Annotated in this window: 20 protein-coding genes and 1 pseudogene; 13 read left to right on the plus strand and 8 right to left on the minus strand. The window is 73.6% G+C overall.

Annotated features, from left to right (window positions below):
• The first annotated feature begins 248 nt into the window (after positions 1 to 248).
• A complete protein-coding gene (locus tag BCD49_RS15745; protein ID WP_027140698.1) occupies positions 249 to 1,217 on the plus strand; it encodes an NAD-dependent epimerase/dehydratase family protein in 969 nt (322 codons plus the stop codon).
• Positions 1,218 to 1,599: 382 nt separating this feature from the next.
• Here BCD49_RS15745 and BCD49_RS15750 read toward each other — a convergent pair whose 3' ends face one another.
• Genes BCD49_RS15750 through BCD49_RS43555 form a run of 3 tightly spaced genes read right to left on the minus strand, consistent with a single transcriptional unit; the run spans position 1,600 to position 4,060 of the window.
• Positions 1,600 to 2,637 (minus strand): MaoC family dehydratase, encoded by a 1,038-nt coding sequence (locus BCD49_RS15750; protein WP_007517081.1) that lies wholly within the window; start codon positions 2,635 to 2,637, stop codon positions 1,600 to 1,602.
• Positions 2,637 to 3,920, minus strand: a complete 1,284-nt coding sequence (locus tag BCD49_RS15755) for a CoA transferase (protein ID WP_071041614.1) — start codon at positions 3,918 to 3,920, stop codon at positions 2,637 to 2,639. Before BCD49_RS15755 ends, BCD49_RS15750 begins: the two co-directional genes overlap by 1 nt.
• Positions 3,917 to 4,060, minus strand: a complete 144-nt coding sequence (locus tag BCD49_RS43555; RefSeq protein ID WP_157845229.1) for a hypothetical protein — start codon at positions 4,058 to 4,060, stop codon at positions 3,917 to 3,919. Before BCD49_RS43555 ends, BCD49_RS15755 begins: the two co-directional genes overlap by 4 nt.
• 306 nt (positions 4,061 to 4,366) lie before the next feature.
• Between BCD49_RS43555 and BCD49_RS15760 the strand changes: the two genes are divergently transcribed.
• Positions 4,367 to 5,311, plus strand: coding sequence for a hypothetical protein (locus tag BCD49_RS15760; protein WP_035928378.1), 945 nt, complete (start codon positions 4,367 to 4,369; stop codon positions 5,309 to 5,311).
• Positions 5,312 to 5,346: 35 nt separating this feature from the next.
• Here BCD49_RS15760 and BCD49_RS15765 read toward each other — a convergent pair whose 3' ends face one another.
• Positions 5,347 to 6,075 carry a DUF732 domain-containing protein gene (locus BCD49_RS15765; protein ID WP_007517077.1) on the minus strand — a complete coding sequence of 243 codons (729 nt, stop codon included), beginning with the start codon at positions 6,073 to 6,075 and terminating at the stop codon, positions 5,347 to 5,349.
• Between the two features lie 238 nt (positions 6,076 to 6,313).
• Between BCD49_RS15765 and BCD49_RS15770 the strand changes: the two genes are divergently transcribed.
• The 3 genes from BCD49_RS15770 (at position 6,314) to shc (ending at position 11,603) form a co-directional block, all read left to right on the plus strand.
• Complete coding sequence (locus BCD49_RS15770) at positions 6,314 to 7,501, plus strand: Kelch repeat-containing protein (RefSeq protein WP_007517076.1); 1,188 nt, start codon at positions 6,314 to 6,316, stop codon at positions 7,499 to 7,501.
• A gap of 353 nt (positions 7,502 to 7,854) precedes the next feature.
• Complete coding sequence (locus tag BCD49_RS15775; protein WP_071041615.1) at positions 7,855 to 8,829, plus strand: TetR/AcrR family transcriptional regulator; 975 nt, start codon at positions 7,855 to 7,857, stop codon at positions 8,827 to 8,829.
• Between the two features lie 203 nt (positions 8,830 to 9,032).
• Positions 9,033 to 11,603 (plus strand): squalene--hopene cyclase, encoded by a 2,571-nt coding sequence (shc, locus tag BCD49_RS45045; protein ID WP_071041616.1) that lies wholly within the window; start codon positions 9,033 to 9,035, stop codon positions 11,601 to 11,603.
• A 91-nt stretch (positions 11,604 to 11,694) separates the two neighbouring features.
• On the opposite strand, the gene BCD49_RS15785 is transcribed toward shc, so the two are convergent.
• The gene (locus BCD49_RS15785) at positions 11,695 to 14,028 is read right to left on the minus strand and encodes a DEAD/DEAH box helicase (protein ID WP_007517940.1); all 2,334 of its coding nucleotides are present in this window, start codon (positions 14,026 to 14,028) and stop codon (positions 11,695 to 11,697) included.
• Between the two features lie 712 nt (positions 14,029 to 14,740).
• Positions 14,741 to 15,970, minus strand: coding sequence for an acyl-CoA dehydrogenase family protein (locus tag BCD49_RS15790; RefSeq protein ID WP_007517942.1), 1,230 nt, complete (start codon positions 15,968 to 15,970; stop codon positions 14,741 to 14,743).
• A gap of 209 nt (positions 15,971 to 16,179) precedes the next feature.
• Here BCD49_RS15790 and BCD49_RS15795 point away from each other — a divergent pair, with 209 nt between their 5' ends.
• The 4 genes from BCD49_RS15795 to BCD49_RS15810 all read left to right on the plus strand — a co-directional run bounded on the left by BCD49_RS15795 (position 16,180) and on the right by BCD49_RS15810 (position 21,801).
• A complete protein-coding gene (locus tag BCD49_RS15795) occupies positions 16,180 to 17,370 on the plus strand; it encodes an acyl-CoA dehydrogenase family protein (protein WP_007517944.1) in 1,191 nt (396 codons plus the stop codon).
• Positions 17,371 to 17,670: 300 nt separating this feature from the next.
• Positions 17,671 to 18,483: a crotonase/enoyl-CoA hydratase family protein gene (locus BCD49_RS15800; RefSeq protein ID WP_083401475.1), complete on the plus strand. Its 813-nt coding sequence runs from the start codon at positions 17,671 to 17,673 to the stop codon at positions 18,481 to 18,483.
• A gap of 44 nt (positions 18,484 to 18,527) precedes the next feature.
• The gene (locus BCD49_RS15805; protein ID WP_071041617.1) at positions 18,528 to 20,252 is read left to right on the plus strand and encodes an acyl-CoA synthetase; all 1,725 of its coding nucleotides are present in this window, start codon (positions 18,528 to 18,530) and stop codon (positions 20,250 to 20,252) included.
• Positions 20,253 to 20,268: 16 nt separating this feature from the next.
• On the plus strand, positions 20,269 to 21,801 hold the full coding sequence (locus BCD49_RS15810; RefSeq protein WP_007517949.1) for a hypothetical protein: 1,533 nt from the start codon (positions 20,269 to 20,271) through the stop codon (positions 21,799 to 21,801).
• 68 nt (positions 21,802 to 21,869) lie between these two features.
• Here the strand turns inward: BCD49_RS15810 and BCD49_RS46390 are convergent.
• Positions 21,870 to 22,049, minus strand: a pseudogene (locus BCD49_RS46390) (response regulator transcription factor); the annotation flags it as partial.
• 62 nt (positions 22,050 to 22,111) lie between these two features.
• Here BCD49_RS46390 and BCD49_RS15820 point away from each other — a divergent pair.
• The 4 genes from BCD49_RS15820 to BCD49_RS15835 all read left to right on the plus strand — a co-directional run bounded on the left by BCD49_RS15820 (position 22,112) and on the right by BCD49_RS15835 (position 24,927).
• On the plus strand, positions 22,112 to 22,954 hold the full coding sequence (locus BCD49_RS15820; RefSeq protein WP_007517950.1) for a hypothetical protein: 843 nt from the start codon (positions 22,112 to 22,114) through the stop codon (positions 22,952 to 22,954).
• A gap of 142 nt (positions 22,955 to 23,096) precedes the next feature.
• Positions 23,097 to 23,693, plus strand: coding sequence for a SigE family RNA polymerase sigma factor (locus BCD49_RS15825; RefSeq protein WP_007517952.1), 597 nt, complete (start codon positions 23,097 to 23,099; stop codon positions 23,691 to 23,693).
• Complete coding sequence (locus BCD49_RS15830) at positions 23,686 to 24,492, plus strand: cupredoxin domain-containing protein (protein ID WP_007517953.1); 807 nt, start codon at positions 23,686 to 23,688, stop codon at positions 24,490 to 24,492. The genes BCD49_RS15825 and BCD49_RS15830 overlap by 8 nt, the downstream gene beginning before the upstream one ends.
• Positions 24,493 to 24,501: 9 nt before the next feature.
• Positions 24,502 to 24,927 (plus strand): hypothetical protein, encoded by a 426-nt coding sequence (locus tag BCD49_RS15835; protein WP_083401476.1) that lies wholly within the window; start codon positions 24,502 to 24,504, stop codon positions 24,925 to 24,927.
• A gap of 187 nt (positions 24,928 to 25,114) precedes the next feature.
• Here BCD49_RS15835 and tuf read toward each other — a convergent pair whose 3' ends face one another.
• Positions 25,115 to 26,293, minus strand: coding sequence for an elongation factor Tu (tuf, locus tag BCD49_RS15840; protein WP_007517957.1), 1,179 nt, complete (start codon positions 26,291 to 26,293; stop codon positions 25,115 to 25,117).
• Positions 26,294 to 26,435 lie beyond the last annotated feature (142 nt).

Here is a 26,435-nt window from a genome sequence, read left to right on the forward strand (position 1 = left end):
GACATGGGGCCGGTGGTGAGGCGACAATGCCGCCATCCGAGGACACCTGGCGCTCTTCGCGCGAACCGATCTCGCTAAAGCTACCCGGCAGCCAACCTAGCCGTTGCCCGAGACACTCGCCAGGCCGGCCGACAAACCATCGAGGATAGGCTCCGGCCGGACGAAACAGACACCACCGCTCCGTCAGAACCTATTAGGCCGGCGTTGCGGTAGGCGCGTTCCACTGATCTCACTATAGAATCGCCGGGGTGCGAGTATTGATAACCGGAGCCACGGGCAAGGTCGGCGGCGCCGTGGCCAGGGCGGCACTTGCGGCTGGTCACGAGGTGCGCGCACTCGTCCGGGATGTCATCCGGGCAGGCGGGGCTCTTCCCCCCGAAGTGGAGCTGGCTCCCGGGGACGTTTCGAACCCGCCCTCGCTGACGGACGCCTGCGCCGGCCGTGAGATCGTGTACAACGCCATGGGCGTACCTGAACAATGGCTGGCCGACCCGTCGCTGTTCGAACGGGTCAATGTCCAGGGATCGGTGAATGTCGCCMGAGCCGCCGCGGCGGCCGGGGTGTCCCGCCTGGTGCACACCAGCACGATCAACGTGTTCGACGCGCCACGGGGTGGCCTCTTCGACGAGACGAACCTCGCCGTCACGGACAAGGGCACGCCCTACCAGGTGTCGAAGCAGCGGGCGGAGCAGGCCGTGCTCGCGGCGTCCGGCGCCGTGGAGGTCGTCTTCGCCAACTCGGCGACGGTGTACGGCCTCGGCCCGACCGGATACGCGTCGATGGAAACCCAGATGTTCCGACCGGTGCTCCGAGGGCTGCTCCCGGCCATCCCACCCGGCGGGTTTGGCGTCGTCTTCACCGAGGGCCTGGCGCAGGGCCACCTGCTCGCCGCCGAACACGGCAGGCCGGGCGAGCGGTACATCTTCTGCGATGAACACGCGACCGTGGCGCGCCTCACCCGGACCGTCGCCGAGGTCAGCGGCCGGGGCCGGGCGCCAAAGGTCACCATCCCGGCGCCGGTGATGACCGTGATGGCCGCGGCGGGTGAGGCGGCCGCACGGATCACCCGCAGGCCGCCGCCGATCGCCCGCTGCCAGCTTCAGTATCTGCTGTGGAATGCCACGCCCGACTCGTCCAAGGCGCAGAAGGAGCTCGGCTGGCTTCCCACCCCGCTGGCGGAGGGAATCCGCCGGACGATCGTCGAGACAGGCCTCTAGCTCGCCCGGCTCGCCCGGTTCATCGCATTCCCGGTTTCCCTGGCGTGGCTACCCGTTCAGGTACGGGTCAGCTCGTCCACTGCCCGACGCGGCGCCACCGGGCCGTCCTGGGACGTTCTCGTCGACGGTGAGCCCCGCCCACCCCACCCGTATTCGGCACGATGCGCGGGGTATGAGCGGGGACGCCCGTGGTAAAGCACGGACGTCACGACGGCGGCAAGGTATTCACAGGTTCCTCGGATCGCCCGTCGAACGGATTTTCCCACCGTTCCTCCAGACCGACCTGAAGCGCGCGCGGTTATCTTCCTCGGCAGGCTATCCGCCTCCCGCGGCGACCACCACCGCAGCCGCGATGACCACCACCGCAGCCCACCCGACGGTTTCAGGGGAATACGGCGAAGAAACGCCAGTCGAGGACGTCGCGCGCGGGAGCCCCCGGGGTCTCGGCATCGGCGCGGACCAGGCAGCGCAGCCGGGCCAGCCCACCGCCGGCCGGGAGCGCGGTGAGCGCGTCGACGGTGACCTCGCCGCGCAGGGTGTCGCCCTCGTGGACCGGCCCGGTGTGGTCACAGCCCTCCCAGCCGGCGACCGTGACCAGGGACGGCAGTGCGCGGGTGACCTGGGCGAACGCGAGGCCGATGGTGTGACCGCCGTAGACGAGGCGACGCCCGCCGGCGGCGGCGCTGTCGTGGTGCACCTGGGCGACGTTCAGGGTGAGCCGGGCCAGCTCCGGGGCGCTGGAGACGACGTCGCCGCCGCCGACGCGCCAGGCCTGCCCGACGGCGAGATCCGCGAACCGCGGGCCGGCGACGAGCCCGGCGAAGCGTTCCAGGTCCCAGCCGTCGACGACCGCGGCGAGCTCCGCCGGGGCCGGCCGGGTGCCGACGGTCTCGGTGTCGTCGCCGTGGCCGGTGGCCCGGTCGGGGTCACGCAGCGGCAGCATCGCGCAGCGCCAGAAGTCGAGCACACCGCGGCCGTGCTGGTCGACGGTCGTGATCCGCAGGACCGCGAGGCCCGTCGGGCGCCTGCCTTGACGTGGCTTGTTCTGCCGCAGCGCCACGACCTCGGTAGTGGTGCGCAGGGTGTCGCCGATCCGCGGCGTGCGCCGGAACACCAGCCCCCGGTAGAACAGGTTGGCCTTGACGTGATGGGTGACCACCGTCGACTGGCCGATGGCGACGTCCCAGACGACGTTCGGCGGGGCGAGCGGGGGCACCGCCGCGACGGTGGCGGTGACGTCCGCGCACAGCGCCGCGTCCAGCGTGAGCGCGAGCCGGCCGCCGACGATCGCCCGGTGCGCGTCGACCAGCCCGCTGGTCAGCGTCACGCCCGGGGCCGAGCGGAACACCTGACCGACCGCGAGCTCGTCGAAGTACGGCCCCTCGGCGACGAGGGAGTCCAGCGCCGCGCCGGTCGTCATCAGCCCTCCCCACCGTTCTTCGCCGCCCCGTCGGTCGCCGCGATGACGCCCCTCTGGGCGAGCCCGCCGATCTCCGCGTCGCTGAGCCCCAGCACCTCGGCGAGCACGGCCGCCGTGTCCGCGCCCAGCCGAGGCGCCTCGCCGGGGGCGCCGTAGGCCCCGTCCCAGCGCATCGGCGAGCGCGCGGTGATCGACGGCACGCCCTGCGAGGGCACCTCGCGCCGCGGCGCGTCGTCCGCCGGCACCAGCACGTGGGCGAGCACCGGGTGCACCCCGCGGGCGTGCGCGGCGACGACGTCCGTCATCCCCCGGTAGCGACCCCACAGCACCCGGGCCGCGTCGAGCTCGTCGGCGACCTGCTTGGAGTCCCGGGCGGCGAACCAGGGCCGCAGCACGGCGGCGATCGTCTCGCGCAGCCGGTAACGCTCGTCCTCCAGCGTCAGGTCGGCGTCCAGGGCCGTCTCCAGCGCGGAGAACACCGCGCCGGTGCCGGTGACGGAGCACAGCGCCGCCCACTGCCCCTCGGTGAGCGCCACGACCATGACCCGCTGGCCGTCGCGGCAGGCGAAGTCGACGCCGAAGCTGCCGTAGACGTGGTTGCCGTGCCGGGGCCGCTCGTGGCCGCTGGCCGCGGCCTCCGACAGCCAGCCCATGTTGGCGACGCCGGCGAGCGCGACGTCCGAGAGGGCCAGCTCGACGTAGGCGCCCTCGCCGGTGCGCGAGCGGGCGTGCAGCGCCGCGAGCACCCCGGTCGACACGGACAGGCCGGTGACGAGGTCCCAGGCGGGCAGCACGTGGTTCACCGGCGCGCCGCCCTCCTCGGTGCCGGTGATGCCGGGCAGGCCTACCTCGGCGTTGACGGTGTAGTCGACGGCCGGCTTGCCGTCCGGGTAGCCCTGGACACGCAGGTGGATCAGGTCCGGCCGGCGGGCGGTGAGGATGTCGCTCGCCATCCAGCGGCGGCCGACGACGTTGTCGATGAGGATGCCCCGGTCCGGCCCCGGCGCGGTGATCAGCGCGGTCACGAGCTCGCGGCCCTCGGCCGAGCGCATGTCCAGCGCGACAGAGCGTTTGCCCTTGTTGAGCGAGTGCCAGTAGTAGCTCTCCCCCGTCGGCGCCACCGGCCAGCGCCGGTAGTCGCTGCCGCCGCCGACGGGGTCGAGGCGGATGACGTCGGCGCCGAGCTGGGCGAGCGTCATCCCGCCGGTCGGCCCGGCGACGAAACTCGCGCACTCGATGACGTGCAGCCCCRCCAGCGGGCGGGCGCCCGCCGCCGCGATCACGCCGCCCGCCGAGGCCGGGCGGCGGCGCGGGAGGTCACCGCGGCGGCGATGGTCGGCGCGGTGACCGCCGCGGCGGTCACGACGGCTGTGACAGCGGCGGCGACTGCTGCTGGGCGGTCAGGTCTGGCGACGGCGGGCACGTCGGGCTCCTCAGCTCACGGAGGCGCCGTCCACCCCTGGCGATGACGGAACCGCTGGTGAACGGCCGGCGGGACGAATCGTATGTGCCCGTTCTGGCCACATGCCGCCACGGCGGCCGGTTGCCTCCCCCGACCCGCCCGACCCGCCCGACCCGCCGCCGTGGCTGGGGCGCGGCCGGTCGGGAACGGTTGTGCTGTGCCTGTTGACCACCCGTGGGTGACCGGCCGAGCGCGGGCCGGCTGCCGACGGGCATGTCGATCGCCCCGGCGTCGGGTGCGACAGGAGGACGGTTCATCCTGAGACGCGTGGACGACGACATTCGCGAACTGATCAAGGCCCCGCCGGCCTATTTGTTCGGATGGCCCGTCCCGCTCATCGACGAGATCGGCAACCTGTCACGCGCTGCCTACGACGGCCAGATCGACCTCGACGAGTGGCGCCGGCGCGACCGCGACCTGCGCTCCTCGATGCCGCCGCTGGCGAGCCCCGGCATGGTCACCGCCATGCACCGGCGGGTGACGGAGGCCTGGCGGGAGGCCCGGCGCGGCTCGTCGGACACGGCTGACGCCGAGACGCTGCTGACGATGATGGGCCGGCTGCGCTATCTGACCGAGACGGCGCCGACCGACGCCGAGCTGTTCCACGAGCTCGCCGGGCTCACCCGCCAGCTGCGCGAGTTCAGCCCGCACGACAACCTCAACCGCTCGCTCGGCCGGCGCGCCGAGCTGATCCGCGGCTGGCTCACCGCCTCCCCCGAGTACGACCTCGTGAGCGGGCTGGAGTGGTCGGTCGTCGGGCGCCACCGCTGGGTGAGCACCTCGCTCGGCGCGGTGCCGACCTACGTCGACGAGGCCCGCAGGCTCGCGCTGACCGACCCGGCGAACGCGGAGAAGGTAGCGGCGAGCGCCGCCATCCGCGGCCACGACGGCGTGGCGCCCGAGATCGCGGCGGCGGAGATCCGCCAGGTGATGCTGTACTCGTCGTTCGCCGTCCTGCTGGAGGAGACCTGGCGGCGCGAGGGCTACGAGGACCTCGGCGACGGCCTGGCGGAGCTGTGGAACCGGCCCGCCACCCGGAGGCTGCTGATGACGGTCACCGCCGACGGCTGGCCCAGGGGGCTCGCCACGTACGACCCCGGCCTGCCCAGCATCGCGACCAGCCCGACCGGCCGCACCGTGCGTGCGCCGTCGGCCACGCCGATCTTCCACGCCACCGAAAGCGACTTCTCCGCCTCCCCCGGGACCAGCTGAGCGCGCGCTGGCTGAGCGCGCTGGCCAGCCTGGTTCTAGGCGGGCTGGCCGGCACCGCCCCAGCCGTGCTGCTCGCACAGGGTGCGCCGGTCCGTCAGGCCCTGTGGGGTGCTGATGTCGCTGGTCATGGCGAGCCAGGCGTTGCGGAAGTCCACCGGCATCGCCTTCTTGGCCTCCACGCTGGCGGCGAACACCGCGTAGGCGAGGTTGATGTCGCCGACCTGCTTGCCGCCGTTGTTGAGCTCGCGGGCGTAGTCGAGCCAGAAGCAGGCGGCCTGGGCGTAGGCGTCGAGGCTCCGGTCAAGCGGCGCGTCGCCGTCGGCCGCCAGCTCGGCGGTGTGGTTGGGGCAGTAGTTCGGTACCGCGGCCCTGGCGAGGGTCACCGCGTCACCGACGGTCAGCTTGTCGTCGGAGACCTGCGCCGACGTGGTGGCCGCTCCGCGCAGCGTCATCCCGGCGTCGAACAGGGTGCAGGTCCAGGTCGCCTGGTCGATCTTCCACTGCTCGTCGGCGTTCAGGTCGGGCAGCGTCTGGGTGAGCTGCGCCAGGTAGGCCTTGTCACCAGGCGGCAGCGCGGCGCTCGCCGAGGGCCGCGGCGTCGCCGTGCCCCCCGCGCCGGTCGGTGTCGCCGGCGGCGCCGGRCTCGCGGTCAGCCCCGCGGGGATGTCGTCCTTCAGGCTCGGCGAGCAGCCGGCGACCGCCAGCGCCAGCATGCCGACGAGCACCCCGGTGGCGGTCCGCGCCACCAGCCCCAACGGCCGCATCGCCGTCCTTCCTGCAGCGCTCCGACGGACAGGACGGCCGCGGCCGGAAAGCTGAGGCCGCGCGGGCACCGGGCCGGGGAACGAATCGGGCATTGAACGCCACCCATCATGGACCCGACCGATCCTCGTCGCCGACCGGTGTCGGCTGAAGGACGCCACGGTTTCGCGGCTTCACCTGCCAGGCGGCCCTGGCCATGGTCGACTCGTCGGCGTCGTCACCCTGGGTGAGGATGCCGACGTGGACAGACACAACGGATCATCGTCCCGCCGACCCCGACGCGGGCCGGCGACCCGTGCGACGACCGCCGCCGCGGGCGTCGCGACCTGCGTGCTCGCGGCCGCGCTGGTGTCCGGATGTGGCGACAGCCAGCCGGGCGCCTCCGCCCAGACATTCGAGACGGGCGGTCCCGGCGTCTCGACGAGCCTGCTCCCCGGTGAGACGGGGACGGCCTCGCCCAGCGACACCGCCTCACCCACCGGCACGGGCTCTCCCTCCGGCACGGCAAGCCCCTCCGGCACAGCGAGCCCCTCCGGCACGGCGAGCCCGGGTGCCGGCGCGCTGACCGCCTCCAACGCGCCGTTCACCCTGCCCACCGCGGTCACCGAGGCCAGCGCCGTCGCGGACAACGGCAAGGTGCTGGTGATGGGCGGCAAGGACACCAACGGCAAGGCCGCCAACCAGGTGACCGCCATCGACCCGAGCGCGGGCACGGCGACCTCCGCCGGCACGCTGTCCAAGCCGGTGACGAACGCGGGCGCCGCGGTCGTGAACGGAACGCCGACCGTCTTCGGCGGCAACACCAGCGGTTCGGGGGCCGGCGGCGTCACCGACGTCGTCCAGACGTTCTCGAACGGCACCAGCCAGGAGGTCGGCAAGCTGCCGGCGCCACGGGAGAACCACGGCGTCGCGACGGCCAACGGCAAGACCTACCTGGTCGGCGGCGACGACGGCAGCAAGATCCAGAGCGACGTGCTGGCCACCAGCGACGGCAAGACGTTCCAGAACGTCGGCAAACTGGAGACCCCGGTGCGCAACGCGGCCGTCGCGACCACCGGCTCAGGCTCCAGCCAGAAGGTCACCGTCTTCGGCGGCGAGTCGGACAACGGCACGACGGACGCGATCCAGCAGTTCGACCCGGCGACCGGCAAGACCACGACCGTCGGCAAGCTGCCCCAGGATCTCAAGGGCGCCTCGGCCTTCACCGTCAACGGCACCACCTACCTGGCGGGCGGCCAGGCGAACGGTCAGGCCTCTCCGAAGATCTACAAGTTCGACCCGAGCGACAACTCGGTCACCGACGCCGGCGACCTGCCGGACGGCGTCCAGAACGCGGCGGCCGCGGCCACGGACAACAAGGCCTACCTCGCTGGCGGCGAGGTCAAGGGCAAGGTCGCCAACTCGGTCACCCAGCTCATGCCGAAGTGACCCGGCCGCGCCGGCGGCCGGCCGGCGCGGCTCCTCCCCGGCCGGCTCCCGCCGGCGCCGCCGACCCCCTCCCGCATCGGGAGGGGGCCTTCCCAGAAGCCGGCCGTCGGGACACGGCAGATGCGACTGTCGCATGCGCGAAAAGCCACGAATCCATCCTTCTCGCCACAGAAAATTACCGAATGCTTCGCCATGTAAGCACAAGGTAGCGAACGTCGGCGCGGACCGATCCGCCTCGGGCTCAGGGACTGTCAAAAAAGTGGCAGTTGGTGCCATCTGCCATTTCCTGTCATACGATCTCCTCAGACAAGGTGGCAGCCGTCCATCGGCGGCCACTGTCCAGGGGAGGACGCATGGCGACGGGTACGTCGAAAGGCACCGCTGCGCGTCGCCTGCTCGCCGGCCTGACCGCGCCGACCGCGGGCACCCCGGTGATCCGCCCGGTCGGGCGACACGGCGCCGCGGCACCCGCCGAGCGGGGGCAGCCCGCTGGCGGCGCGGCACTCCCCGGCGAGCCGGGGGGTGCCGGCGAGGCCGGGGACCTGGACGAGGCGGTACCGGGCGGGCTGCGGGAGCTCAAGAAGCAGCGCACCCGGCGCACGATCGTCGACACCGCGCACGCGCTGTTCGCCCAGTACGGCTACGACGCGACCACGATCGACGCGATCGCGGTCAGCGCCGAGGTCTCGGTGCGCACCTTCTTCCGGTACTTCGCCAACAAGGAGGAGGTCGCGCTCGCCCCGCTCGACGAGGTCGGCGAGCTGGCGCTCGCGGCGCTCGAGCGCCGCCCGGCCCACGAGCGGCCGCTGGCGGCGCTGCGCGCCGCCTCGCTGGACGCCTGGGCCGCGATGGGCCCGCGGCCGGCGGCGTTCCGTGGCTACGTCGAGCACCTGCTGATCGCCGACAGCGCGCCCGCGGTGAGCGCCGCGATGCTGCAGCGGATGATGCGCCTCGGCGACCGCCTCGCCGCCGCGATCACCCCCCGCTTCCCGCCACCGACCGGCCCCGCGCCGGGCCGTGGCGCCGACCTGCGCCCCACGCTGACCGCCGCGGCGTTCCTCGCCGCCGTGCAGGTCGGCGTGCGCTCCTGGTTCACCCAGGGCGGCCAGGACCTCGACGAGATGCTCGCGATGGTCGAGTACTGCATCGACCAGCTCGTCCCCGCCGACCAGGCCCATCCCACCTCCGAACGGCCGGAACCGGTGCGCCCGGCCCCGGCCGGCGCCGCCCGCTGCCCGACGCCGGTGCCGACCGCCGCCCAGCCGACCGGCCCACCGGCCGGCGCGCGCGCCGGCCGACCGCCGCGCGGCAATCCCGCCGAAGGCTAGGCGCAGCCCAGCCGCCGCGGTCCCGCACCATCGCCCTGCCCCTGCGCTCCCGGGGCCTCACAGCATGCCCGACCGCCCGACCGGCGATCGGGTAGCGGCCAGCGCGGCCGAACTCTGCCCGCCGCCGTCCCTTATTCCCGTTATGTCACGTAACCGCCAGTCGCGTGGGCCATGCCACGCACACGCGGAGAAAGGGCATTCTCGTGACCACCACTGACGAGACGACGCTCGCCGCCGGGTCGCCGACCACCACGTTCGCCCCCGCGCCGACCACCGCGTTCGCMCCGGCACCGCGTGGCGCCGCCGACGACGATCTCGGCCCCGGCCTGACCGCGACCGACGTCTCGACGGACCCGAGGGCCATCTCGGCCGCCACCGCCGTGCCCCGCGCCCGGACCGCGCCCGCCCGCGCCCGCCGGCCTGCCAACGGCGCGGCCAGCGCCCCGCCCGCCCCGCCCGCCGAGATCGAGGCCGCCCTCGCGGCCGTCCCGGCCCCCGTCGTGGCGACGTCCAAGGTCGTGACCGTCGCCGCGCCGGCCTCGGCCGCCCTGGTCGTGCCGACCATCGCCCCGCCCGACGCCGAGGGCCACGGTGACGTCCTCGACGACATGCTGGACCGCGCCGTGACGCACCTGCGCTCGCTGCAGGACGACGCCGGCTGGTGGAAGGGCGACCTGGAGAGCAACACCTCGATCGACGCCGAGGACCTGATGCTGCGCAAGTGGCTCGGCGTCTGGAACCAGGAGCAGGCCGAGCTCACCGCCAGGTTCATCCGGTCGCGGCAGATCGCCGACGGCTCCTGGCCCATCTACCACGGCGGGCCGGGCGACCTCGCGCCGACGGTGGAGTCCTACGTCGCGCTGCGCCTCGTCGGCGACAGCCCGGACGCGCCGCACATGCGCGCCGCCGCCGCGTGGACGCGCGCCCACGGCGGCGTGCCGGCGTCCCGGATCTTCACCCGCATCTGGCTGGCGCTGTTCGGCTGGTGGCGCTGGGAGGACCTGCCGGTACTGCCGCCGGAGCTGATGCTGCTGCCGGCGAAGGTGCCGCTGTCGATCTACAAGTTCGCCTCGTGGGGCCGGCAGACGATCGTCGCGATCACCGTGCTCATGGCCCACCGGCCGACGGGGATCCCGCCGTTCCCGATCGACGAGCTCTTCCCGGCTCCGGCACCGGCCGCGAAGTCCCGTCGGCGCGCCCGCGCCGCGGGTGCCTGGGTGGACACGACCATCGACGGCCTCTTCCACGTCGGTGACGCCGACCTGGACGGCGACGGCTCCCCGGCGGCCCAGCCGTCGGCGGTCGGCGCCCCGTCGGTGCCGGTCGACGCGCCGAAGCGCCGCCGCGGCCAGGACGCCGCGCCGGAGCCGCCGGACGTGGCCGGCCGGGCCAAGGACGGGGGCGGCCCCGGCATTCCGCTGCCCGACGGCCGCCTGCGCAGGGTCGGCGCCCGCGCCGCCCGTGGGATCAAGTCCGCCGCGTTCGAGCACCTTCCCTGGACCTGGATGTTCCACCGGATCGACAAGGCGCTGCACGTCTACCACCGGCACCCGGTCAGGCCGCTGCGCGCGCTCGCCCTCGGCATCGCCGAGCGGTGGATCGTGATCCGTCAGGAGGCCGACGGCTGCTTCGGCGGGATCCAGCCGCCGACCGCCTACTCGATCATCGCACTGCGCGTGCTCGGCTACCCCATGGACCATCCGGTCCTCACCGCCGCGCTGCGCTCGCTCGACGACTACAGCGTCATCCGCTCGGACGGCTCGCGGATGCAGGAGTCCTGCCAGTCGCCGGTCTGGGACACCTGCCTGGCGACGATCGCTCTGGCGGACGCCGGCCTCGCCACGAACGACCCGGCGCTGGTCCGCGCCGCCGACTGGCTGGTTGGCCAGGAGGTCACCGCCCGGCGCGGCGACTGGTCTGTTCCCATCCCCGACGTGCCGGTCGGCGGCTGGGCCTTCGAGTTCGAGAACGACACCTACCCGGACGTCGACGACTCCGCCGAGGTGATGCTGGCGCTGATGCGGGTCGCCCACCCGCGGCCGGAGAAGGTCATGGCCGCGACCTACCGGGGTCTGCAGTGGGTGTTCGGCATGCAGTGCGCCGACGGCGGCTGGGGCGCGTTCGACGTCGACAACGCCGGCCACCTCGTCTACAAGATCCCGTTCGCTGACTTCGGCATGCTCACCGACCCGCCGTCGGCGGACGTGACCGCCCACGTCGTCGAGCTGCTCGGCGAGCTGGGCCTGGGCGACGACCCCCGCACGAAGCGCGGGGTCGAGTGGCTCCTGCACTCCCAGGAGCCCGACGGCTCCTGGTACGGCCGCTGGGGCGTCAACCACATCTACGGCACCGGCGGCGTCGTCCCGGCGCTGCGCGCCGTGGGCCTGCCCGCCTCGCACCCGGCGATCCAGCGCGCCGCCGACTGGCTGGTCTCCCGGCAGAACCCCGACGGCGGCTGGGGCGAGGACTGCTACTCGTACAACGACATGTCGACGGCCGGCATGGGCGTCTCCACGGCGTCGCAGACGGCGTGGGCGCTGCTCGCCCTGATCGCCGCCGACCGGGTCGGCGACGGCGCGAAGGGCGAGGCCGCCGCCCGCGGCGTCGCGTGGCTCGCCGCCACCCAGACCGACGAGGGCAGCTGGGACGAGGACCACTACACCGGCACCGGATTCGCCGGCTACTTCTACATCAACTACAACCTGTACCGGCTGGTCTGGCCGGTCATGGCCCTCGGCCGCTACCGCCGGGCTCTCGCGGGCGACGCCCACTGAGCCCTGGTTCCCCGACGCACGGTTCACGGGCCCGCCGGCAACCGGCGGGCCCGCACCCGTCGATCCGTGGCTGAAGTAGTGAGGGAACCCCTCACGGGGCCTCGTTCACGCGAGCCTTGCTCACGGCGGCGCGGGCCATACGGGCGTACTCCTGCTCGACGACCTGGCGGGTGAGGGCCTCGTCGGAGACGTCGACGGCCTCCGGGCCGGCCGCGACGAGGTCGCTGCGGCGGGCGTAGGCGTCGAAGTCGGATCTCTTCGCGGCCAGGATCTGCACGAGACGCTGGTCGACGCTGTCGACGGTCAGCAGCCGGTGCACCCGCACGGTGCGGACCTGGCCCATGCGGTGCAGCCGGGCGACCGCCTGCTCCTCCAACGTCGGCTTGACCTGCGGTTCGCACAGGACGACCACCGAAGCCGCCTGCATGTTCAGCCCGGTGCCGCCGGCGACTATCTGGCTGAGCAGCACCGCCGGGGCGGGGCAGCGGCCGAACGCGTCCACCAGGCGTTGGCGGTCGTCGGGTGCCATCGCGCCCTTGATCGTGCCGAACACCTGACCGCAGTCGTCCTCGGCGCGCAGCCGCCGCTCGGCGAGGTCGAGGACGTCGTGGAAGAAAGAAAAAACGACCACCCGCTGCCCGTTGCCCGCCGCCTCCCGCGCGATCTCGACCAGCCGGCCGAGCTTGCGTGAGCGTTCCGGGTCGGCGGTGAACGCGACCCGGCGCATCGCCATGAACTGTCGGGACAGCACCGCGTCGCGGTACGCGGCCCGCTCGGCGGGCGAGTGCAGCTCCTCCCACTCGTCGGTCCAGACCCGCTCCGGCAGCTCGGACAGCACGTCGGCCGTGTTGCGCCGCAGGTAGGCGGGGGCGACCCGTTCCCGAAACTGGCGCGGGGACAGGGCCGCCGCGACGCCCGGCCAGCTCCCGGGCACGGCCACGGGCGCGGGATCGCCGGACCGCGGCCGTGGCGGGTCGAGCAGGCCGGGCTGCAGGTACCCGACCAGCGTCTGGAACTCGTCGAGGCGGTTCTCCATCGGCGTGCCCGTCAGGAACAGCACCCGGTCGACGAGCTCCGGCCGTTCGATGAGCGCCCGCAGCGCGTCCGCCCGCCTCGTGTCCGAGTTCTTCACATAGTGGGCCTCGTCGGCGACCAGCATCGCGATCCGCGGTCCGCGGGACCTGCCGGCCAGGGCAGCGGGGAGATCCAGCGAGGCCAGGGTGTCGAAGGTGGTGACGCCGACACCGCCCTGCGCCGTCCAGCGGGGCAGGGCCGTGGCGCGGTCCGCGCCGTGCAGCCGGTGCACCGTCAGCTTGCCGCGGTCGGTGATCTCGCGCATCCAGTTGACCAGCACCGAGGCGGGGCAGACGACCAGGAAGTGGGACTCGCCCTGCGCCCGCAGGTGCGCGATCGCGGCGATCGCCTGGATCGTCTTGCCCAGGCCCATCTCGTCGCCGAGGATCACCCGGCGCTGCACGAGTGCGAACTTCGCGCCGAACGCCTGGTAGCCGCGCAGCGACACCGTCCGGAGGGTGCCGTCGAGGGGCTGGTTGCGGACGCGGTCGACGATCTCGGTCGGCAGATGCCCGGTGGCGGAGCTGAGATCGCCGCGGTTGCCGACGATCTCCCCCAGCAGCCCGTAGTACTGGACCGCCTGCCGTTCGAAGTCGGTCCAGACGCCGGCCGCGCCGGGAGGGCGGTCGAGAAGCGCGACCGCGCTCGCGAGCTCGCGCGCCAGGCCCTGGCCGCCCTGGTCCGCGGCGTCCACGAGGATCTGGCTCACCTCGTCGAGCCCCCGCTGCGCCGCCGCCCGGCTCTGTGCGCCGGCGAAGAACATCCGGGTCCGGCTCCTGGCCGGCCTCGCGTCGGACAGCGCCCCGGGCAGGCTCCGCGCGACGGCGACCGTCCGCGCCCGGACGGGGCCGACAGCGTCCGCGAGCAGCACGGCGCGCCGAAGCCAGGTGAGCAGGTCGGTCGACCGGGCGTCCGCCGGATCCAGCTCGATCCGGATGCCGCGGCTGTCCTCCGCGGCCTCGGCGAGCGCCCCTGCCGCGGCGATCGCCGCCGTCGCGGTGCGCAGGCCGACGCCCGGCAGCCTGGACAGATCCGCCGGCGTGCGGTCGACGATGTCCCCGACGGTGCGGTACCCGGCCGTCTCCAGCGGTCGCAGCTGCAGCCGCTCCGGTGCCGTGTCCTTGAGTCGCGCGAGGTCCATCCGCCCGAGGTCGCGACGAACCACCCGCGCGCGCAGGTCCCGGAAATGTCGCCAGACCGCTGTCCGGGTCTCCCGCTCTCCGGCGAGCACCCGCTCGACGAGCGCGCGCAGGGCCTCGGCCTCGTCGAGCAGGTGACGGGCCTCGGAGGTGCCGGCCCGCGTCCGCGCCATGTCCGGTGTTGGGAGCTGCGACGCGGGGAGCTCGGGCACCCGCCCCGCCGCCGGCCTCGAGGCTGCCCGCGGAGTCGGGGATGCCGGTCTGGTCCGCGGAGCCGGCGACGCAGGCCGAGTCCGCTGTGCCGGCGGAGTCGGTGCGAACGTTCCCGCCCCGGGCCGCTGGTCCGGCACCGGCCGGTCGCCGGTGGGAGCCGGTGGCGCCTGTCCACGCGACGGCGCGCGTCGCCACGGCGGCCGAAAGGCCACTGTCACCCCTTCCCGGCGACACGCCGAACCGGGCAGGCCGCCCGGCGGGCACAGGCCCAGCATCGGTGTATCACGCCCACGACGGCCCGCTGGCCGGCCGGCGCCCGGACGTTGGCGCCGCCTCTGTCTGGGTTTGCCCGGTGACGCGGCATCAACACGGCAGATTGATCGCTGCCCACGTGTTGTCGCGGTCACGGATTCGGCGAAACCACGACCACCACGACACGCTCGCGACGATCACGAGCGATCGTCGACGGCGCCGACTTCCGCGGCCGCGGGCCAACCTCCGCGGCTACGGCATCAGCCGACCGGGGTCTGCGTGCCCAGGACGGTGAGGAGGGCGCCGAGATCATCGGCCGCCTCGCCCGGCTCGGCCCCGCCGGCCCCACCGGCGGCTACTTCTCCCCCGCCGGCCCGGTCCCCTGGTAGCGCCGGGCCCCGCGGCGGGCGGGCCGGCGCGCGGGCGCGCGGGCGCGCGCCAGATCGCGCTGGACGATCGCTAGACGACGTGGTCGGGGGCGGGGGCGGCGGCCATCAGGTCGCCGAGGCGGCGGGCCTGCTCGCCGGCGCCGCCGAGGGTGAACTCGAGCTGCTTGGCGTGCAGGAAGTAGCGGTGGACGAAGTACTCCTCGGCGATGCCCATGCCGCCGTGGACGTGGACGACGGCGCTCGCGACCCGGTGGCCGCCGTCGGCCGCCCAGAACTTGGCGGTGGCGACCGCGCTCGAGGCGTCCCATCCCTCGGCGAGCTGCCAGGCGGCCTGCCACATCGTCAGGCGGATCGCCTCGACGTCGATGTAGCAGTCGGCCAGCCGGTGCCCGACCGCCTGGAACGAGCCGATCGGGCGGCCGAACTGCTGCCGGTTGCTGGTGTACTCGGCGGCGGCGCGCATCGCCCGCTCGGTGACGCCGAGCTGCAGCGCGCACAGGCCCAGCGTTGCCCGGTCCCGCAGCGCCACCGCCACGGCGTCTCCCTCGGCCGCCGCCGGGCCACCGACGAGCGCGTCGTCGCCGACCACGACCCCCTCCAGCCGTAACAGGCCGGTGACCTCGCGGGCGGTGGTGAGCTGCCGCTCAACGGTGACCCCGGCGGCGGCCGGGTCGACGAGGAACACGCCAACGCCCGTCCCGGTGCGCGCCGGGACGAGCACCGCGTCCGCGACCGTCGCGAACGGCACGGCCGTCCTGACTCCGTCCAGCCGCCAGCCGGCGCCGACGCCGACGCCGACGCCGCCGTCGGGACCCACGCCGCCGGCAGAGCTGGAGCTGGAGCCGGAGCCGGCCAGTCTGGTCGCGGTCGTGGCCGGGGCCGCGGCGTCGGAGCCTCGCGGCTCGGCCAGCGCGACCGTGACGATCTTCTCGCCGCTGACGAGGCCGGGTAGCCAGCCGCGCCGCTGCGCCTCGGTGCCGTGGGCGGCGATCGCGCCGGCGCCGACGGTCGCGCAGGCCCAGAGCGGCACCGGCGCGAGCACCCGCCCGGCCTCCTCCAGTACGACGCACTCCTCGAGCACCCCGTAGCCCAGGCCGCCGTACTCGGCCGGCACGCCGATGCCGAGCAGGTTCGCCTTCGCGAGCTGCGCCCACAGCTCGCGGTCGAACCTCGGCTCACCGGTGCCGGCGAGGACATCCGCCTCCAGCGTGGCCAGGCGTTCGGGGGTGACTCGCTCCGTGAGGATCTGCCTGGCCAGCGCGGCCAGGTCGCGCTGTTCCTCGGTCTGGGCGAAGTCCATGCCGCGGCTCCTCGCGAGAAGGCTTGGTCGTCGGCGGACGCCCGGCGCGGACCGGTGGGCCGCGGGCGGGCGAGCACCCAATAACGAGAACTTGTTCTAGTACCGCGCTAGCATCGGGTCAACCGCGACCTGATGACCCGTCAGGTCGTGTCGGGTGCGCCGGGCCCACGGGACACGCCGTGGCGGCCGGCCGCGACAGGAGAGCGCCGATGCGAATCGCCTACACCGCGACGCAGGAGGACCTGCGCCGCGAGCTGCGCGAGTACTTCGCCGCGATGGTCACGCCCGAGCTCGGCGCCGAGCTCGCCGGCGGCGAGTCGACCCTGAAAGGCAAGGACGGCGCCTACTGCCGGGCCATCCGCCAGCTGGGCAAGGACGGCTGGCTCGGCATCGGCTGGCCGACCCAGTACGGCGGCCAGAACCGGTCGATGCTGGAGCAGCTGATCTTCGGCGACGAGGCGACGCTGGCCGGGGTGCCGATCCCGCTGCTGACCCTGAACAGCGTCGGGCCGGCGATCATGGAGTACGGCACCCAGGAGCAGCGGGACTTCTTCCTGCCGAAGATCCTCGCCGGTGAGCTGCACTTCTCCATCGGCTACTCGGAGCCGGGTGCCGGCACCGACCTCGCGAGCCTGCGCACCCGCGCCGACCGCGACGGCGACGGCTGGGTGATCAACGGCCAGAAGATGTGGACGTCGGTCATCCAGGTCGCCGACTACGTGTGGCTGGCCGCCCGCACCAACCCCGACCTGCCCCGCCACCGCGGCCTGTCGGTGTTCTGCGTCCCCGTCGACACACCGGGCTTCTCCTGGACGCCGGTGCCCACCATCTCCGGCGGCATCACCAGCCAGACCTTCTACACCGATGTCCACGTGCCGGCCGAGGCCCTGGTCGGCGAGGTGGACGGCGGCTGGAAACTGATCACCGGCCAGCTCAACCACGAGCGCGTCGCGCTGTGCTCGGCCGCCGGCATCCAGCAGCTGCTGCTGTGGACCCGGCGGTGGGCCGAGGCGACCGCGGCGCCCGAGGGCGGCCGGGTCATCGACCGCCCGCTGGTCCGGCGCAACCTCGGCACGGTGCACGCCAAGGTCGAGTTCCTCAAACTGATCAACTGGAAGATCGCCTGGGGAGTCGACCACGGTGCCCGGCTGGGGCCGGCCCAGGCCAGCGCGACGAAGATCTTCGGCACCGAGTTCGCCGTCGAGGCATACCGCCTGCTGATGGAGTGCCTGGAGGACGAGGCGATCCTCGTGTCGGGCTCGCCGGGCGCCGTGCTCGCCGGCCGGCTCGAGCGCGCCTACCGGCAGATCCTCATGCTCACCTTCGGCGGCGGCACCAACGAGATCCAGCGCGACATGATCGCGATGCTTGGCCTCGGCATGCCCCGCCCGCCGCGGTGAGGCCACCTCCGCCGGCGGCGGCCTCAACGTCGATCACTTTTGGTAGCGGTGTCGACACGGCCGAGCGGGCGCCTGAGACGCCGCTCAGGCATGCCCGGGGTGTCTGGCAGGGAGCGTCACTCCGGCCCGGGGGTGCCACCAGCCCGCCGCGCTCGCCCGAGCGCCGAATCGTGGCAGACCAGCGTGTCCATGAGCACAGCCATCCAACACACATCACTGATCCCGTTTTGGACCGTGGTGGATGGCCGTGCCTATAGGCACGGCCATCCACCACGGTCTGCGCGTCCGAGGAGAGCCCGCGTGACCGAGTCCGAGCCGCACGCGCTCGTCGCCCGCGACKGCCACGTCCTGGTCGTCACGATGAACCGCCCGCATGCCCGCAACGCGATCACCCCCGAGATGATCGGCCTCCTTGAGAAGGCCTGGGACGAGGTCAACGCCGACCCGGAGATCCGGGTCGCCGTCCTCACCGGCGCCGGCGGCGCGTTCAGCTCCGGAGCCGACCTCAAGCAGATGTCCGCGCGCCCGCCCGGCGAGGCGTTTCGCGGCGATGGGGACGGCACCCGCCTCGCGATGGACCTGTCCGTCATGAAATGGATCATGAAGCGGTTCGTCCTCACCAAGCCGCTCATCGCGGCCGTCGAGGGGCCGGCGATCGCCGGCGGCACCGAGATCCTGCAGGCGACCGACATCCGGGTCGCGGGCGAGTCCGCGAGGTTCGGCGTCTCCGAGGTCCGCTGGGGCCTGTTCCCGCTCGGCGGGTCCGCGGTGCGGCTGCGCCGCCAGGTCCCCTACGCGGTGGCCGCCGAGCTGCTGCTCACCGGCCGGCACCTGGGGGCGGCGGAGGCGAAGGAGATCGGCCTGGTCACCCACGTCGTCCCGGACGGGACCGCCCTGGAACGGGCCATGGAGATCGCGCGCGCGATCGCCGCGAACGGGCCGGTCGCCGTGCAGGCCGTGCTGCGGGTCCTGCGGGAGACCGAGTCGCTGCCCGAGGACGAGGCGTTCCGCGTCGAGTCCGAGATCGGCATGCGGGTCTACCTCAGCGACGACGCGAAGATCGGCCCGCGCTCGTTCGCCGCGAAGCAGACCCCTCGATTCACCGGGCGCTGACCCGGACACCGCCGCCCAGACGCAGTCGCCCAGCGGGAGACGTGATGCAGTTCAATCTTGCCGACCTGTTCGAGCACGCCGTCGACCGCTACCCCGACCGGGAGGCCGTCGTCGCCGGCCCCGGCCGGCGGACCTACACCGAGCTGGAGGAACGCGCCAACCGCATGGCGCACCACTTATCCAGCGCCGGGGTGGGACCCGGCGACCACGTCGCGATCTATGCCTACAACGTGATCGAATGGGTCGAGACGATGCTCGCGGCGTACAAGATCCGCGCCGTGTGCGTGAACGTCAACTTCCGGTATGTCGCCGAGGAGCTGGCGTACCTGCTTGGCAACGCCGCGCCGGTCGCGCTCGTCTTCCAGCKACAGTTCGCCGACCGGGTCGCCGACGTGGCCCCGAAGATCGCGAGCCTGCGGCACCTCGTGGTGATCGAGGACGGCACGGCCCTCGAAGCCGAGGACGACGCCGACAGCGGCAGCGGGCGCGGCAGCGGCAGCGGGCGCGGCCAGGAGCGGGGACAGGGGCAGGGCGGCGCCGAGGCACTGGGTGCCGTGCCCTACGAGGACGCGTTGGCCGCGTCCCGCCCGGACCGGGACTTCGAGCCGCGCACCGGCGACGACCACTACCTGCTCTACACCGGCGGGACCACCGGCATGCCGAAGGGCGTGCTGTGGCGGCAGGAGGACGTCATCTTCGCCCTCGGCGGCGGCCTCGACCTGATGACGGGCGAACGCGCCAGCCGCCCGGAGGAGCTCACCGAGAAGGGCGCTACCGGCGTCCTCACCGCGCTGCCGATCGCGCCGCTGATGCACGGCGCCACCCAGTGGTGCCTGCTGACCAACCTGAGCAAGGGCCAGCGCACCATCCTCGTCGACACGTTCGAGCCCGACGAGGTCTGGCGGCTCGTCGAGGCCGAACGGGTCAACATGGTCATGATCACGGGTGACGCGATGGCGCGCCCGTTGCTCGACACCCTCGACGCGTTGGAGCGCGCGGGCAGCCGGCCGGAGCTGTCGTCGCTGTACGCGCTGTCGTCGAGCGCCGCGCTGTTCTCCCCCGTGCTCAAGGAGTCGTTCATGCAGCGCCTGGGCGTCGTCGTCACGGACGGCGTCGGCGCCTCGGAGGCCGGCTCGCACGGCGTCGGCATCGCGGACAAGAGCCGGGTCCGAGGCGACGCCGGCGTGCGCATCCGGCCGATCGACGACGCGCTGGTCGTCGACGAGGACCTCACCCCGCTCGGGGTCGGCGAGATCGGCCGGCTCGCCCGCAGGGGCAACATCCCGATCGGCTATCTCGGCGACCCGGTCAAGACGGCCCAGGTGTTCCGCACCGGCCCGGACGGCGCGCGCTACTCCGTCCCCGGCGACTTCGCCCGGCTGGAGGAGGACGGCACCATCACCCTGCTCGGCCGCGGCTCGGCCACCATCAACTCGGGCGGGGAGAAGATCTTCCCCGAGGAGGTCGAGGGCGTGCTGAAGACCCATCCGGACATCTATGACGTCCTGGTCGTCGGCGTCCCGCACGAACGCTGGGGCCAGACCGTCGCCGCCGTCGTCGCGCCCCGGCCTGGCGCCACGCTCACCCTCGCCGACCTGCAGCGGCACTGCCGCGCCCACCTCGCCGGCTACAAGGTGCCCCGGGTGCTGAGCCTCGTCCAGACCGTCGTGCGTACCCCGAGCGGCAAGGCCGACCTCGCGTGGGCCCGGCAGGTGGCGACGAGGGCCGCCCAGGTCACCGAGAGTGCTCGCGACCTCGAGAACACCTAGCACCACGGAGATCCGCATGACCATGCCGCCCGCCACACCAGTGCTCGTCGGCGCGGCCGCCGCGGCGCGGCTGCCTGACGCGGTGGAGCTGATGGCCGCCGCCACCGAGGCGGCCGCCGCGGACGCCGCGGCGCCGGGCCTGCTCGCCGTCATCGACCGCGTGTACGTCGCGCGCGGCACCTGGGACCGCTCGGACCCGGGCCGCGAGGTCGCCGACCGGTTCGGCGCCCGGGCGGCCCGCACGGTCATCGCCGAGCTCGGCGTGCTGCAGCAGAGCCTCATCACCCGCGCCTGCCTCGACGTCGCCGCCGGCCGCGCCGACGTCGTCCTCGTGCTCGGCGCCGAGGCGGCCCACCGCGGGCGCGTCCGCCTCACCCCACGCCGCCACGCCGTCGGCGCAGGCGCAGCCGATGGCGATGGCGATGGTGGCGGCGACGCGGGCGCGGGCGGCCGTTCCGGGGACGGTCCCGACGAGATCCTCGCCCCCGAGGCGGACATCCTCGCGCCGTTGGAGATCCGTCGCGGAATCTACCTGCCGGTGCGGCAGTACGCGGTCCTCGAGTCGGCGCTGCGGGCGGCGGACGGGCTAGAACCCGCCGCGCATGCCGCCGAGGTCGCCGCGCTGTGGGCCGGGTTCTCCCAGGTTGCAGCCGGCAACGAGGATGCCTGGGCACGAGCCCCGGTCACCCCGGACGACCTGGCGCCGTCGCCGCGCAACCCGATGATGTCCTGGCCGTACACGCGGTCGCACTGTTCCCGGGCCGGCGTGGACCAGGGCGCGGCGCTGCTGGTCTGCTCCGCGGCCGCCGCCCGGCGCTTCGGCGTTCCGCCGGACCGGTGGGTCTTCCCGGTGGCCGCCGCCGAGTCCAACGTCATGACGCCGCTGGCCGCCCGTCCCGACCTCGCCCGCTCCCCTGGTTTCCGCGCAGTCGGGAAACGCCTCGCCGCCATCACCGGCGTCGCCGCGGCGGACGCCGACCACCTGGATCTTTACAGTTGCTTCCCGGCGGCGGTCCGCCTCCAGGTCCGGGAGCTCGGCCTGGCCGGGCGCTCCGACCTGACCGTCACGGGCGGCATGACGTTCGCGGGTGGCCCGCTGAACAACTACGTCTTCCAGTCCACGGTGGCCATGGCCCGGCGGCTGCGCGCCGCCGCGCCGGGTGCCCGTGGGCTCGTGACCTGCGTCTCCGGGATGGTCACCAAGCAGGCCGGCCTGCTGTGGAGCGCCAGCCCGCCGTCGACGGGTTTCCGCGCCGAGGACGTCTCGGCCGACGTCCGCGCCGCCGGGACCCCACTCCCCCTCGTCGACGGCCCGGCACGGGACGCCGTCACCGGTGTGGTGGCGGGCTTCACCGTCGCCTGCGAGCAGGGCGACCCGGTCCAGGCGCTCGCCGTGGTCACCCTCGGCGCCACCACCGACACCACCACCGGCGACGGCGCCACCCGCACCGTCGTGACCAGCGCCGACCCCGGCGTCATCGCCGCGATGACCGCCCAGGAGTGGGTCGGCCGCACTGTCAAGATCCGGGCTGGCACCCTGCTGCCCTGACGACCTCGACCTCGACCTCGACCACGACTCCGGCCACCTTCTACCCGGTGCCGGTCGTGGGTGGGGTTGTTGAGGTAGGTGATGACGGCGCGGACGCGGCGGTGCTCGTCGGCGGTGGGGAGCAGGCCGAGCTTGGTGAAGATGCTCGCGACGTGTGTCTCGACGGTGCGCGGGCTGACGACGAGCCGGGCCGCGAGCGTGGTGTTGGACAGGCCCTGTGCCATCAGGCTCAGGACGTCGCGCTCGCGGATCCCGCCGCCAGCACCCGCGACGCCCATGTCCGCCACGACCAGGCCGTAGCGTCGGACGGGTGGACGCCATTACTTCCCGCCCCGATGCGGATCAGATCTCGGCGGCGGCCGATGCCGGCAACGGCGATGGCAACCGGGCCGCCGGCACGGTCGTCGTACCGGCCCGGTTCAACGGGCCGCCCGGGAGCGCGAACGGCGGGTGGATCTCCGGAACCCTCGCCGGCTACCTCGCCGGCGCGAGCGCGGACGCCGAGGCCGGTAGGACGGCGGAGGCGGTGCTGCGCGCGCCGACCCCGCTGGAGGTGCCGCTGACGGTGGAACCCGCGGACGACGGCGGGGTGCGGCTCATCCACGGCGGAACGCTGCTCGTCGAGGCGCACCCGGCGAACGCCGCCGACCTCGGCGATCCGCCGCCGTTCGTCGAGCCCGGCGATGCCGAGCGCGCGGCCGCCGCGCTCGCCGCGACGTCGACACATCCGTTCCCGGGATGCTTCGGCTGCGGGACGGGACGGTCGCCGGGCGACGGCCTGCGGATCCTCCCCGGCCCGGTCGCCGGCGGGCCGGCGGGTCTCGTCGCCACGACCTGGACCGTCGACCGCTCCCTCGCCGAGGCGGACGGATCGGTCGGCCGACACATGCTCTGGTCGGCGCTGGACTGCCCGTCGTTCTGGGCGCACCAGGCGACGATGCCCACCGAGGACCTGGCCGCCCTGCTGGCCCGGCAGATCGTCTCCGCGACGGGCACGGTCACGCCCGGCGGGACATATGTCGTCGTCGCCCGTGCCGAGGCCGCCGAGGGCCGCAAACTGCGGGCCTCCTCCGCCCTCTACACCGTCGACGGCCACCTGCTGGCCGCCTCGACGTCCCTGTGGATTCGGATCCAGTCCGTACCCCGGCCGTGAATCGTCTCGTTGGGCGAGTGTTGGGCATTGATGCCGGAACCTTCTGGCGGTCGCACGCCTGATACCGGGTGTGAAGTCGACCAGACTCCCAGGAGCCGCCGACGAAGCGGCCCGGCCGGCGGACGACCTGACGGAGACACCCGTGTCCAGGACCCCGGCGCACGACTCGTTCGAGGCATTCGTCCGGGCGAGATCCGACGCCCTGTTCCGCACGGCCTTCGTCCTCACCGGGGAGCGCGCCGCCGCGGAGGACCTGGTCCAGGAGACTCTCGCGCGGGTCCTGCTGGTATGGCGTCGAGTCGCCGCGAACGGCGAGCCGGACGCCTATACCTACCGTGTGATGGTCAACACCCACCGGCGGTCGGGATGGAAGGTGCTGACGTGGGAACGGCCGACCGCTCGGCTGCCCGACAGGCCAGGACCTGACGAGTTCGCCCGCACCGAAAGCCTGGACCAGCTGTCCCGAATACTGACGCGGCTGCCGGCGCGGCAACGCTGCGCCGTGGTCCTGCGGCACTATCTGCAGTTTTCCGAGGCCGAGACGGCGACCGTGCTGGGCTGCCGGATCGGCACCGTCAAAAGCCTGACCTCCCGGGGGCTGGCGCAGCTGCGCGTCGCCATCGACGACCAGCGGCCCGATCGACGACCGCCGGCGGCCGAATCCCCATCCGAATCCGATCCCCCAACCGATCCGACACATCTGGATTCCACGAGGCAGAGGAACGATTCCCATGGCTGACCGCCTGGCCTCCGACCGCGACGAGGACATCCGCGCCGAGGACCTGGTCGAGCGGCGCCTCAAGGAGCTGGCGGACCTCGCCGGACCGGCCCCCGACCTGGTGGCCCGGGTCGCCCGGCGTTCGGCGGCGCTGCGGCGACGCCGAACATCCGTGATTGGCGCGGGCGTCGTCGGCGTCGTCGGAGTCGTCGCCGCGACGGTGACCGCCGTCGCGGCCGGTACCGCGATCCATGGTCCGGACGGCCGGGACGACGTCGTCACGATCCCGGCGGTGTCGAGGCCCATGACGGGGACACCCGTTCCGACGGCGCCCGCCAGCCCGGCCGCCTCGGCGACGTCGGTCCCGACGGCACCGGATTCGACGCGCCCCCCGACCGGCGGCGCCACGCCCAGCTCGCCGCCGCGGGACACGACGGCGCCACCGGCGCCCAGGTCGTCGCCGCCGGCCGGAACCACGGTCTCACCGGGTGTTCCCCTGTACTCGCCGCCGCCGGGGTACTACTCGCCTCCGGCGAACCCCGCCGGGACGATCACGATCGAGGGCTCGGCCGTCCGTCCGGCGACCTCGAGCTTCCAGATCGACGAATGGGTCAAGGTGTTGAACAACAATGACGTCGCGTGCACGTTCACGATGACCCGCGGTGGCTCGACCGCGATCTCCACCAGCCCGATCGAACCGGGCACCAGCCAAACGATGAGAATGCCGTCCACCGCCGGGACCTATTCCGTGGTCTGCACGCCGTATCCGAGCACGACGGACCGACCGGACGCGACGGGAACGGTGGTCGTGCAGCCGTGAGGTAAGCCTATGATCTTGGCCATGAACCCCGTGCGCCGGATGCTGCTCGGCGCGGGTCAGCTACCCGCGGATCTGCGCGCCTCGCTGGAATCCGAGGACCTCGTCCTGGTGGAGGAAGGCCTCACCGGCTCGATCACCTATCGCAACTACCGGGYACCCGGCCAGCGTTCCAGTTGGCGCAGGGAGGCGGTCTCCGGCGCGATCGCGATCAGCGCGGGGCGTCTCGTGGTCTGGGCCGGGCGCGGCAAGCACATCGACGTGCCGCGCGCCGGCGTGTTCCTGGCCGCGATCGACATCGGCGTCGAGCCCCCGGACCGGGTGCGCTTCGCCTATGACGCCGGCAAGTTCAACCCGACCAGGTCCGGCACCGTGGAGGTCCGTCTCCGGACCCCGCGCGCGGCCCACGTGGCCGAGCTGCTCACGCCCCGGGACTGAGCTGGCCGAGCCAGCCGAACCCGTCGAGCAGCCGGCATCCGCTCCGTCCGCTCCGGGTTCGCCGGGGCCGCGGCGCCCCGGGGCCGCCGGCGGGCCGTCCGGATGGGCGCGCGGGGTGCGCGCCCATCCGGACGGCAGTGGTGGACCCGGCCGGAGTGGACCCGGCCAGCGACGGCCGGTCGACCGTTCAGTCGAGGACGGCCACGACCGTGCCGGCGCCGACCGTTCGGCCGCCCTCGCGGATGGCGAAGCCGAGCCCGTCCTCCAGCGGTACCGGCTTGCCGAGCCGTACCGTCATCTCGGCGGTGTCTCCCGGCAGCGCGACGCCGACCTCACCCAGGTCGACCTCGCCGACCACGTCCGTCGTCCGCAGATAGAACTGCGGGCGGTAGCCGGACGCGATGGCGGTCCGCCGGCCCCCGGCGGCGGGCGCGAGCAGGTGGACCCGGGCGGCGAACCGCTGGTGCACCGTCACGCTCCCCGGCGCCGCGAGGACGTTGCCCCGCCGAAGCTGCGTTCGGTGCACGCCGCGCAGCAGCAGCGCGACGTTGTCACCGGCGAGGGCGGACTCCATCGGCTTGCCGAACGTCTCCAGCCCGGTGACCACGGTCGCGAGCCGCGTGCCCAGACCGCACACCTCCGCCCGGTCGCCCACGCGGACGGCGCCCCGCTCGATCGCCCCGGTCACCACCGTCCCACGACCGGTGATGGTCAGGACGTTCTCCACGGGAAGCAGGAACGGCGCCGTGGTGTAACGGTCGGGAACCGGCACGTACCTGTCGACGGCGGCCAGCAGCGCCTGGATCGAGCCCGTCCACTCCGGGTCTCCAGCCAGGGCGCGCAGCCCGGAGACGCGGACCACCGGTATCTCGTCGCCCGGGTAGCCGTGCCCCGTCAACAGCTCGCGGATCTCCAGCTCCACCAGGTCCGTGATCTCCGGGTCGGCGGCGTCCGCCTTGTTCAGCGCGACGACGACGTGCCGGACCCCGACGTGCCGGGCCAGCAGCACGTGCTCGGCCGTCTGCGGCATCACGCCGTCCTGGGCCGAGACCACCAGGATCGCCCCGTCGAGCTGAGCCGCACCCGTGATCATGTTCTTCACGTAGTCGGCGTGGCCCGGCATGTCGACGTGGGCGTAGTGCCGGCTGGCGGTCTCGTACTCGACGTGCGCGATGTTGATGGTGATGCCGCGGGCGATCTCCTCGGGGGCGCGGTCGATCCGGTCGAACGGGACGAACGAGCCGGAGCCCGTGTCGGCGAGAACCTTGGTGATCGCGGCGGTCAACGTCGTCTTCCCGTGGTCGACGTGACCCATCGTGCCGATGTTGAGGTGCGGTTTGGTGCGGACGTAGGCCTGCTTGGCCATCGTTCTTCCTCGGTGCTCGAAGCCGCGAGCCCCTGGGCCTACCGACCCTTTCCCTGCGGGGCTCCGGACGATCCGGGAAGGGTCAGCGTCGCGCGCCGCCGGGCAGCACGTCGGCGACCAGCGCCGAGAGGGGCAGCACGAC

This window comes from Pseudofrankia sp. EUN1h, from assembly GCF_001854645.1.
Taxonomy (GTDB): domain Bacteria; phylum Actinomycetota; class Actinomycetes; order Frankiales; family Frankiaceae; genus Pseudofrankia; species Pseudofrankia saprophytica.